Source organism: Teichococcus aerofrigidensis (genome assembly GCF_054073225.1).
In genome coordinates, this window is record NZ_JBSXMU010000106.1 from 1 (window position 1) to 10,893 (window position 10,893).

General features: G+C 71.0%; 10 protein-coding genes. All 10 read left to right on the forward strand.

Going from position 1 to position 10,893, the window contains the following annotated elements:
• The first annotated feature begins 250 nt into the window (after positions 1-250).
• Entirely contained in the window at positions 251-715 is a 465-nt protein-coding gene (locus ACVMLK_RS16940) for an HPr kinase/phosphorylase (protein WP_198365032.1), read from the forward strand.
• A complete protein-coding gene (gene rapZ / locus ACVMLK_RS16945) occupies positions 712-1,746 on the forward strand; it encodes an RNase adapter RapZ (RefSeq protein WP_457487063.1) in 1,035 nt (344 codons plus the stop codon). Before ACVMLK_RS16940 ends, rapZ begins: the two co-directional genes overlap by 4 nt.
• Positions 1,747-1,759: 13 nt before the next feature.
• Complete coding sequence (locus ACVMLK_RS16950; RefSeq protein ID WP_198365031.1) at positions 1,760-2,236, forward strand: PTS sugar transporter subunit IIA; 477 nt, start codon at positions 1,760-1,762, stop codon at positions 2,234-2,236.
• Positions 2,237-2,331: 95 nt separating this feature from the next.
• A complete protein-coding gene (locus tag ACVMLK_RS16955; RefSeq protein WP_422924737.1) occupies positions 2,332-2,601 on the forward strand; it encodes an HPr family phosphocarrier protein in 270 nt (89 codons plus the stop codon).
• Entirely contained in the window at positions 2,591-4,414 is a 1,824-nt protein-coding gene (ptsP, locus tag ACVMLK_RS16960) for a phosphoenolpyruvate--protein phosphotransferase (protein ID WP_457487064.1), read from the forward strand. The genes ACVMLK_RS16955 and ptsP overlap by 11 nt, the downstream gene beginning before the upstream one ends.
• A gap of 117 nt (positions 4,415-4,531) precedes the next feature.
• On the forward strand, positions 4,532-5,836 hold the full coding sequence (ahcY, locus tag ACVMLK_RS16965) for an adenosylhomocysteinase (RefSeq protein WP_422922400.1): 1,305 nt from the start codon (positions 4,532-4,534) through the stop codon (positions 5,834-5,836).
• A 168-nt stretch (positions 5,837-6,004) separates the two neighbouring features.
• Positions 6,005-7,090 (forward strand): TRAP transporter substrate-binding protein, encoded by a 1,086-nt coding sequence (locus tag ACVMLK_RS16970; RefSeq protein WP_422922399.1) that lies wholly within the window; start codon positions 6,005-6,007, stop codon positions 7,088-7,090.
• A 166-nt stretch (positions 7,091-7,256) separates the two neighbouring features.
• Positions 7,257-8,063, forward strand: coding sequence for an undecaprenyl-diphosphate phosphatase (locus ACVMLK_RS16975; RefSeq protein ID WP_457487065.1), 807 nt, complete (start codon positions 7,257-7,259; stop codon positions 8,061-8,063).
• A 79-nt stretch (positions 8,064-8,142) separates the two neighbouring features.
• Positions 8,143-8,439: a hypothetical protein gene (locus tag ACVMLK_RS16980; RefSeq protein ID WP_457487066.1), complete on the forward strand. Its 297-nt coding sequence runs from the start codon at positions 8,143-8,145 to the stop codon at positions 8,437-8,439.
• A 135-nt stretch (positions 8,440-8,574) separates the two neighbouring features.
• Complete coding sequence (locus tag ACVMLK_RS16985) at positions 8,575-10,752, forward strand: TonB-dependent siderophore receptor (RefSeq protein WP_198365025.1); 2,178 nt, start codon at positions 8,575-8,577, stop codon at positions 10,750-10,752.
• Positions 10,753-10,893 lie beyond the last annotated feature (141 nt).

Below are 10,893 nucleotides of genomic sequence, written 5' to 3' on the forward strand. Positions count from 1 at the left end.
GGGGGTCGGGGGGGGGGGGGGGGGGGGGGGGGCCGGGGGGCCCCCCGCGTCCGGCGGCGCGGATCGCGCGGAGGATGCGGGAGAGGTCATGGCGGGGGCGAGCGTGGCACCGAAGCCCGGCGCGGGCAATCGCGCGCGCCGGTTCTGGTTTGTCGGACCAACGCAACCGCAGGTGCAGGATCACGGAAGGCTTTTACAGCCACCCCGATGCTGCCATATTTCGCCACATTACAGAGGAGCCACTTCCCCCATGTTGCTCCATGGCAGCTGCGCCGCCTCCGAGGGGCCTTCCGGCCTGGGCGGCGTCCTGGTGCTGGGCCCGCCCGGCTCCGGCAAATCCGACCTGGTGCTGCGCCTGATGCAGCGCGGCTGGCGACTCGTCGCCGACGACCAGGTGGAGCTGGAGCCCGGCGGCATGGCACGGGCGCCGGCGGCGCTGGCCGGGCTGCTGGAGGTCCGCGGTGTCGGCATCTTCCAGGGGCTGCCGCATGGTCCGGCGCCGCTGTGCCTGGCGGTGGAGCTGGCGCCGCAGGCCGCCGTGCCGCGCCTGCCCTCGCCGCGCCGGTACACCCCGCCGGAGGGCGCCCCGCCCGGCTTCTCGCTGCCCCTGCTGGCGCTGCATCCCTTCGAGGCCTCGGCCCCCGCCAAGATCGAGCTGGCCCTCGCCGCCGCCACGGCCGGCCTGTCCCAGCGCGCCGGGGCCTTCGCGGCGTGAGCGAGCCCTCACCGGATGCGCCGGGAGGGGCGCGGCCCCGCCCCGTGGTGCTGGTGACCGGCCTCTCCGGTGCCGGCCGCTCCTCGACCCTGCGCGTTCTGGAGGATCTGGGCTTCGAGAGCGTGGACAACCCGCCGCTCTCGGTCCTGGAGGAGGTGGTGCGCGAGGGCCGGAGCGCGCCGCTCGCCGTCGGGGTCGATGTGCGGACGCGCGGCTTCGAGGCGGCGGAGATGCTGGCGCTGCTGGCGCGGCTGCGCGCCCTGCCGGACCTCGACCCGCAGCTGCTCTACGTGACCGCCGAGGAGACCGTGCTGCTGCGCCGCTTCTCCGAGACGCGGCGGCGCCATCCCCTGGCCCCCGGCGGCTCGCTGGGCGGCTCGGTCGCGGATGGCATCGCCCGCGAGCGGGAGCTGCTTGGCCCCCTGCGCGACGCGGCCGACCTGGTGATCGACACCACCGAACTGCCGCTGCCCGACCTGCGCCGGCTGATCGGCCGCCGCTTCGGCGCCGTCGAGGCCGAGGGCATGGGGATCAGCGTGCTGTCCTTCGCCTTCCCGCGGGGCCTGCCGCGCGAGGCCGACCTGGTCCTGGACCTGCGCTTCCTGCGCAACCCGCATTACGATCCGGCGCTGCGGCCGCTGACCGGGCGCGATCCGGCGGTCGCCGCCTTCATCCGGGCAGATCCGCATTTCGCCCCATTCTGGCAGCGCATGACCGCGCTGCTCGACCCGCTGTTGCCCCGCTACGCCGCCGAGGGCAAGAAATACCTGACGGTCGCCCTCGGCTGCACCGGCGGCAAGCACCGCTCGGTGCTGCTGGCTGAAATGCTGTCCGCGCATCTTGCCGGACGGGGCTGGCGTGTCGATCTGAGTCACCGCGAACTGGCGGCCGCCCCGGATGCGAGCAGCGGCAGCGGAACCCTCGCCGCGCAGGAGCCGGCGGGAATGGACAGGACGCGGCCGGCAAGCCCGGCGAGCACGGGACCGTGGTCCCAAACGGGTCGGGAGGCCCCCTTTTCTTGCACACTGTGATGGCGTTTCGTCGATGATCGGCCTCGTACTGGTCAGCCATGGCCGTCTGGCCGAGGAGATGCGCCGGGCGATGGAGCATGTCGTCGGGCCGCAGCCGCAGGTCGAGACGGTCTGCATCGGCCCCGAGGACGGGATGGAGGACACCAAGCGCGACATCCTCGCGCGGGTGGCCGAGGTCGATCAGGGGGATGGCGTCATCATCCTGACCGACATGTTCGGCGGCACCCCCTCCAACCTCGCCACCGCCGTGGCCAAGGCCAAGGCGGGGGAGGGCGAGACGGTGGAGGTGATCGCCGGGGTCAACCTGCCGCTGCTGGTCAAGCTGGCGCGCATCCGCAGCGCCGAGACCCTCTCCCCCTGCGTCGAGCATGCCATGCGCGCCGGCCGGCATTATATTGCCTGTGCCACGCCGGCGCGTTGCACCCCGCCCGCCGAGATGGCACAGCAGACCGGCGGCCCGATGGCCGGCAGCGTGAGGAAAGTCTCGTGACCCTGCTCCCTCCCCGTCCGGCCGCCTGCCTCGCCCCGTCCGACGTCTTCCGCTCCAGCGCCGCGGCGCAGGCCTCGGCCGAGGCGGGCAACCCGCTGCTGCTGCGCCGCATCGTCCGGGTGCCGAACAGCCGCGGCCTGCACGCCCGCGCCGCCGCCAAGCTGGTCTCGCTGGCCGAGGGGTTCTCGGCCTGCGTCACGGTCTCGCATGATGGCCAGAAGGTGCCCGCCTGCTCCATCATGGGGCTGATGATGCTCGGCGCCGGGCAGGGCAGCGAAGTGGTGGTGGAGGCCGAGGGGTGGGATGCGCGGGAAGCGCTGGATGCGGTCGCCGGCCTGATCGAGGCCGGCTTCCATGAAGACTGACAGGACCGAGAAGAGCGAGGCGCCGAAGCGGGTCGGCCGACGGACCCGGGAAGCCACCCTGCACGGCATCCCCATCGCCCCCGGGGTCGCGATCGGCGCCGTCTATGACACCAGCGAGCCCCCGGCCGAGGCGCCGCGCCGCACCATCGCCCCCGGCGCCGCCGAGGAGGAGCGTGGCCGCCTGGCCGCCGCCGTGGCCCTCAGCCGCAAGCAGGTCACTAAGCTGAAGAACCGGCTCTCCATTCTGCCCGAGGAGGCGCAGGAGGAGCTGGAGCCGCTGCTCGACGCCTATGGGCTGATGTTGCGGGACAGCCGGCTGCTGCGCGGCGCGCGCCGCCGCATCGCCGAGGAGCTGCTGGCCGCCGAGACGGCGGTGCAGGACGAGGCCGAGGCCATCGCCGCCGCCATCCTGGCCGCGCGGGACGACGACAAGGCCGGCCTCCGCCGCCGCGCCGGCGAGGTGCGCGAGATCGCCCGCCGCCTGACCCGCAACCTCACCGCCACCCCTTTCCGCAGCCTGAAGGACGTGCCCCAGGGCGCCATCCTGGTGGCCGAGGAGCTGACCCCGGCCGATGCCGCGCTGCTCGATCCCACCCGGATCGCCGGCGTGGCGACCGACGAGGGCGGCGCCGACGGGCATACCGCGATCATGCTGCGGGCCCTCGGCATTCCGAGCGTGCTCGGCTGCCACGGCCTGAGCGAGGCGGCGCGGCGCGGCGACGAGGCGGTGCTGGACGGCGGCCTCGGCACCGTCGTGCTGCGCCCGGGCGCGGAGGCGCTGGAGACCGGCCGGGCGGCGCTCGCCGCCTATGCCAAGGAGAAGGCGCGGCTGGCCAAGCTGCGCCGCCTGCCCTCCATCACGCTCGATGGCGAGGAGGTGGAGCTGCAGGCCAATCTGGAGATCCCCGCCGAGCTGCCGCTGATCGCCCAGGCCGGGGCGCAGGGCATCGGCCTGCTGCGCACCGAGTTCCTCTTCATGAACCGCGAGGACCTGCCGGACGAGGATGCGCAGTTCGAGGCCTACAGCCAGATCGTCGGCCCCCTGGCGGGAGATGGCGTGACCATCCGCGTGCTGGACTGGGGCGGCGAGAAGGACATCCAGGCCCTGGCCGACGGTGTCGAGACCTATCACAGCGGCCCCAACCCGGCGCTCGGCCTGCGCGGCGTGCGCATGCTGCTGAAGCGCCCCGAGCTGCTGGAGGCGCAGTTCGCGGCCATCCTGCGGGTGGCGACGCAGGGTCCGGTGCGGGTGCTGCTGCCGATGGTGACGGTGCCCGAGGAGGTCGCCCAGGCGCGCGAGATCTACGAGCGGGTGGCCCGCCGCCTGCGCCGCAAGGGCACGCCCCTGCCCGAGCGCCTGCCGCCGCTCGGCGTCATGATCGAGACGCCGGGCGCCGCGCTGGCGGCGGACGCCATCGCGCTGGAGGCGGATTTCTTCGCCATCGGCACCAATGACCTGGCCATGTACACCCTGGCGGTGGACCGGGCCGAGACCGAGGTGGCGCATCTCTACGACCCGCTGCACCCCGCCGTGCTGCGCCTCGTGCAGTTCGCCACCGAGGCGGCGCTGCGGCTGCGGATGCCGGTCTCGGTCTGCGGCGAGATGGCGGGCAATCCCCGCCTGGTGCCGCTGCTGCTCGGGCTCGGGCTGCGGACCCTGTCGATGAATGCCAGCGCCATTCCGCGCGTGAAGCAGATGGTCCGCTCCCTCAAGATCGACGACTGCGCCCGCTTCGCCCGGCGCGTCATGGAGCAGAGCGACCCGAAGCGGATCCAGGAGCTGGTGATGGAGTTCGGCGAGGCGGCCGCCTGAAGCGGCGAGCGCTCCGGCGCCATCCGGACATATAAACACATTCTTATGTTTCGTCGTGCGGGCTGGCCATCCGCCGGCCGCCTGTGCTACCCGCCGGGGCAGATCCGGAGAAGCACCATGCCCGACGTGAACGCCCAGCATGACTACAAGGTCAAGGACATCTCCCTGGCGGCCTGGGGCCGCAAGGAGATCTCCATGGCCGAGGACGAGATGCCCGGCCTGATGGCCATCCGCGCCGAATACGGCCCGTCCCAGCCGCTGAAGGGCGCCCGCATCGCCGGCTGCCTGCACATGACCATCCAGACCGCCGTGCTGATCGAGACGCTGACCGCGCTCGGCGCCGAGGTCCGCTGGTCCTCCTGCAACATCTTCTCGACCCAGGACCACGCCGCCGCCGCCATCGCCGCCGCCGGCATCCCCGTCTTCGCCTGGAAGGGCATGAACGAGGAGGAGTTCTGGTGGTGCATCGAGCAGACCGTCCGGGGCCCGGATGGCTGGGAGATCAACATGATCCTCGATGACGGCGGGGATCTCACCGTGCTGATGCACGACAAGTATCCCGAGCTGCTGAAGAACGTCCGCGGCCTCTCCGAGGAGACCACGACGGGCGTCCACCGCCTGTGGGACATGGCGAAGAAGGGCACGCTGAAGGTTCCAGCCATCAACGTGAACGACAGCGTCACCAAGTCGAAGTTCGACAACCTCTATGGCTGCCGCGAGAGCCTGGTCGACGCCATCCGCCGCGGCACGGACGTGATGATGGCGGGCAAGATCGCCGTCGTCGCCGGCTATGGCGATGTCGGCAAGGGCTCGGCCGCCTCGCTGCGCAACGCCGGCTGCCGCGTGATGGTGACCGAGGCCGACCCGATCTGCGCCCTGCAGGCCGCCATGGAAGGCTATGAGGTGGTGACGATGGAGGATGCGGCGCCGAAGGGCGACATCTTCGTCACCGCGACCGGCAATGTGGACGTCATCACGCTCGACCACATGCGGGCGATGAAGCACCGCGCCATCGTCTGCAACATCGGGCACTTCGACAGCGAGATCCAGATCGGCGCCCTGCGGAACTTCCAGTGGGACAATGTCAAGCCGCAGGTGGACGAGGTGATCTTCCCCGACGGCAAGCGCCTGATCGTGCTGTCGGAAGGCCGCCTGGTGAACCTCGGCAACGCCACCGGGCACCCGAGCTTCGTGATGTCCGCCAGCTTCTCCAACCAGACGCTGGCGCAGATCGAGCTCTGGACCAACCACCAGAACTACGAGTGCAAGGTCTACACCCTGCCCAAGAAGCTGGACGAGAAGGTGGCGGCCCTGCACCTGGCCAAGGTCGGCGCCAAGCTGACCAGGCTGTCCCCCGCCCAGGCGGAGTATATCGGCGTGCCGGCGAGCGGCCCGTTCAAGCACGAGGCCTATCGCTACTGACCGACCGCGTGGCCGGCCCCCCGGCGGGGCCGGCCCACCGGCTTCGCGCCCCCTGGTTCGCCGTCCATTGGTTCGCGCAGGATGGTTTCGCCCCGCATCGTTCCGGGATAAAGCAGGTGAATGCCGGGTCAACCGGCCGCCGCATCCCCTGGGGAGGAAGACACCGTCATGAACCGCCGCGCCCTGCTCGGCGCCGCCGCCACCGCGCCGGCCGCCCTCGCCGCACCCGCCCTGGCGCAATCCGCCCCCGAGGTGCGCTGGCGCCTGACCAGCGCCTTCCCGCGCAACCTGGACATCCTGTTCGGCGCCCCGGAGCTGATCGCCCGCCGCGTCGCCGCCATGACGGACAACAAGTTCCAGATCCGCGTCTTTCCGGCCGGCGAGATCGTCGGCGGGCTGCAGGCGCTGGACGCGGTGCAGGCCGGCACGGTCGAATGCGCCCACGCGCCGGCCTACTACTGGATCGGCAAGGACCCGACCTTCGCCTTCTTCACCACCATCCCCTTCGGCCTGAACACCCGGATGAACAAGGCCTGGTACAGCCACGGGGGCGGCGCCGCCCTGGCCCAGGAGTTCTTCGCCGACTACAACATCGTCTTCATCCCGGCCGGCGACACCGGCGCCCAGATGGGCGGCTGGTTCCGCAAGGAGGTGAAGACGCTGGCCGACCTGCAGGGGTTGAAGTTCCGCATCGCCGGCATCGCCGGGCAGGTCTTCGCCAAGCTTGGCGCGGTGCCGACCCAGGTGGCGGCGGCCGACATCTACCCGGCGCTGGAGCGGGGCACGCTGGACGCGGTCGAGTTCGTCGGCCCCTATGACGACGAGAAGCTGGGCTTCGCCCGGGTGGCGCCGAACTACTACTTCCCCGGCTTCTGGGAGCCCTCCGCCCGCACCGCGCTGCTGATCGGCAAGCAGGCGCACGACGCCCTGCCGCCCGCCTACAAGGCGGCGCTGGAGGCCGCCTGCTCCGAGGCCGACCAGGACATGACCGCGCGCTACGACGCCGCCAACCCGCAGGCCATGCGCCGCCTCATCGCCGCCGGCGCGCAGCTCCGCCCCTGGTCGCGCGAGATCCTCGCCGCCTCCTGGAAGGCGACGCATGAGCTGTACGACGAGATCTCGGCGAAGAACGAGCGCTTCAGGAAGCTCTGGGAGTCGCAGCGCCGCTTCCGCGACGACAGCTACGCCTGGTTCCGCGTCGCCGAGAACTCCTTCGACAACTTCGCCTTCACCGCCGGCCAGACCGTGCGCTGATCGCCCCCCGGTCGGGTCCCCGATTGGGCCCCCGATCGGGCCGCTGACGCGATCCTGACCGCCCCTGTCCTGGATTTCATCCCGGGCGGCGGCAGCCGGGGTCTCGTGCGGCGTGACAGTTCCGGCGGTGCGAGCTATCCGGGCCATCCCAGAGCAGGATGTCGCCATGGATTTCGCCTCGCTTCTCTCCGCGCTGATGATGGGGATCGTGGAGGGGCTGACCGAGTTCCTCCCCATCTCCTCCACCGGCCACCTGATCCTTCTCGGCGAGGCCATCGGCTTCCAGGGGCCGCCCGGCAAGACCTTCGAGATCAGCATCCAGCTCGGCGCCGTGCTGGCGGTGATCTGGCTGTTCCGCGCGACGCTGCTGCGCATCGCCTTCGGCATGTGGAAGCGGGGCAGCACCGAATACTACTTCGCCCTCAACCTGCTGCTGGCCTTCCTGCCCGCCATGGTCTTCGGCGCCACGCTCTACAGGACGGTGACGGACCTGCTCTACACGCCCTTCGTCGTCGCGGTGGCGCTGATCCTGGGCGGCATCGTCATCATCGCCATCGAGAGGCTGCGCCCGGCGCCCAGCATCCATTCCGTGCCGGAGATCGGGCCGCTGGCCGCGCTGCTGATCGGCTTCGGCCAGGCACTGGCGATGATCCCGGGCACCAGCCGCTCCGGCGCCACCATCATCAGTGCCCTGCTGGTCGGCGTGGATCGCCGCACCGCCGCCGAGTTCAGCTTCCTGCTCGCGGTGCCGACCATGATCGCCGCCACCACCTTCAGCCTGTGGAAGAACCGCGCGGTGCTGGACCTCTCGGCCAGCGGGCAGATCGCGGTGGGCTTCATCGCCGCCTTCATCGTTGCGCTGCTGGTGGTCCGCTGGCTGATGAACGTGATCAGCCGCATCGGCTTCACCCCCTTCGCGTGGTACCGCATCGCCCTCGGCCTGCTGATCCTCGCCTGGCTCGGCCTGCGCTGAGGCCCTTCCCGCGGGGCCGGGGCACGAAGGAGGCTTGAAATCCGTCCGGCCGTGACGCCAGGATACGACACCACCTGGAATGGATGTCGATCCCATGAGATTCGCGCCCGGATTGCTGCTCCTGGCGGCGGCCGTACTCGCCCCCGGTCTGGCCCAGGCACAAAGCTGGCCGAATGACACCGGCCCGCGCGGGGATCTGATGACCAGCACCAGCAGCCAGTTCGACCGCTTCTGGCAGGCCCCGGCCGCCGGCGGCTCGCCGGCCCTCGCGCCAATACCGGCGCCGGTGCCGGTCCTGGACTGGCAGCCCCCGCCGTCGCCGGCGGCGCCCCCCGACCGCGCGGCCCAGCCCCGGCGGCAAACCGCCGTGCGATAGGGCTTTTCCCCGCTTCGTGGCGCCCGTGACACAGGCCGGCGGAAAGCCGTGGCCCGCGCGCGGAGCGTCCGTGATTGTCATTGCGAAGCGTTCTCAGGAATGCCATGGGCGGGATGCAGCCCTCCGGAGAACGCCATGCCCTCCTCGCCCACGGCCCCGCGCCGACTGCTTCTCCTGCTGGGCACTGCACTCGCCGCGCCGCTGGCCCTGCCGGTGGCCGGCGCCCTCGCCCAGGCGGCCGATGGCACGGTCCAGCTGCTGCCGGAGGTGGACGTCACCGGCCAGGCCGAGCGGGCCCTGGATCCGGTGCGGGGCTTCGTCGCCGAGCAGCAGATCACCGGCACCAAGACCGACACGCCGCTGATCGAGAATCCGCAATCCATCAGCGTCGTCCCGCGCGACCAGATCGACGCCCGCCAGGCGCAGACGCTCGGCGAGGCGCTGCGCTACACCGCCGGCATCCGCGGCGAGAACTACGGCACCGACAGCCGCACCGACTGGTTCCAGCTGCGCGGCTTCAACGCCCAGGACAACGGCCTCTTCCTCGACGGGCTGCGCTACAACACCGGCTATGCCGGCAGCGTCTTCGAGACCTACGGGCTGGAGCGCTACGAGGTGCTGCGCGGCCCGACCTCGGTGCTCTACGGGCAGATCGCGCCCGGCGGCCTCGTGAACATGGTGCAGCGCCGCCCGAGCGACTTCGCCACCGGGGAGGTGCGGCTCACCGCCGGGCTGCACAACCGCCTGCAGGCGCAGGGCCGATCGAGCGGCCCGCTGACCGCCGACGGCAAGTGGCTCTATGGCTTCACCGGGCTGGTGCGCGACGCCGACACGACGGTGGATTACGTCAAGGACGACCGCATCTTCCTGGCGCCCTCCCTCACCTTCCGTCCCGATGACAACACCAGCCTGACGCTGCTGACCTACTATCAGCGCGACCAGACCTCGGGGAACCAGTTCCTGCCCTATGACGGCACGGTCGTGCGCACGCCCTTCGGCCGCATCAGCCGCGACCGCTTCACCGGCGAGCCGGACTTCGACCATTTCAACCGCACACAGTTCGGCGTCGGCTACGAGATCTCGCACCGCTTCAACAATGTCTGGTCGGTGCAGCAGAACCTGCGCTACGCCCAGACCGAGATCGACTGGGAGCAGGTCTATGGCGGCGGCCTGCAGGCCGACCGGCGGACGCTGAACCGCTTCGCCTACCGCGCCGATATCGATGTCGCCACCTTCCAGGTGGACAATCAGGTGAAGGCCGAGTTCACCACCGGGCCGGTGCGCCACACCCTGCTGGGCGGCTTCGACTACAGCCAGATCAACTACCGCAACGCGCAGTACTTCGCCTTCGCCAGCGGGCTCGATGTCTTCGCGCCGGTCTATGGCAGCCCCGTCCCGGCGCTGACCGCGCCCTATGACAATGTGCGGCAGGTGAACACACAATACGGCCTCTACCTGCAGGACCAGATCCGCTTCGACCGCCTGGTCGTCACCGCCGGCATCCGCCAGGACTGGGCGCTGTCCGATGTGGACGACCGCGACGCGGGCATCACGCGCTACCAGAACGACGACGCCTTCACCTGGCGCCTCGGCGCGCTCTACCTGGCCGATAACGGCCTCGCCCCCTATGCCAGCTATGCCCGCTCCTTCCAGCCGCAGATCGGCACCGACGGCGCCGGCAATGCCTGGCAGCCGTTGGAGGGCGAGCAGTACGAGGTCGGCCTGAAGTACCAGCCGCGCGGCCTGCGCAGCTTCATGCAGGTCGCCGCCTTCCATCTGACGCAGAAGAACACCCTGACGCCGGACCCGAACAGCCCCTTCGATCAGGTGGCGGTGGGCGAGATCCGCGTGCGCGGCGTCGAGGTCGAGGGGGTGGCGGAGCTGGGCCAGGGCGTCAGCCTGGTCGCGTCCTACACCTATCTCGACCCGGAGATCACCCGCAGCAACACGGCGGCCGAGCTCGGCCACCGCCCGGCCGGCGTCGCCAAGAACAATGCCGGGCTCTATGCCGAGTACACCTTCGTGCAGGCCCGGGGCCCGCTCTCCGGCCTGACGCTCGGCGCCGGCATCCGCTATCTCGGCAATACCTCGGCGGTGAACACCGGTGGCGCGGTCGTGCCCTCCACCACCCTCTTCGACGCCGCGCTGCGCTACGACCTGTCGAAGCTGAGCGAACGGGCGAAGGGCTTCGAATTCGCCGTCGCCGCCAGCAACCTGGCGGATACGCGCTATGTCGGCCGCTGCTCGGGCGAGAACGGCTGCTTCTACGGCAACCGCCTGAACGTCCTGGGCAGCCTCACCTACAAGTGGTGAGGCAAACCGGCTGACGGGGGCCGGCCGGAGGAGCGCCCCTCCGGCCGGGGGTTCCTCAACCGATCCCGGGCGCCGTGGTGAAGGCCGCCTCGGTCTTCTCGCGCACCTCGTCGAGCGTCACGCCCGGCGCCAGCTCGGCCA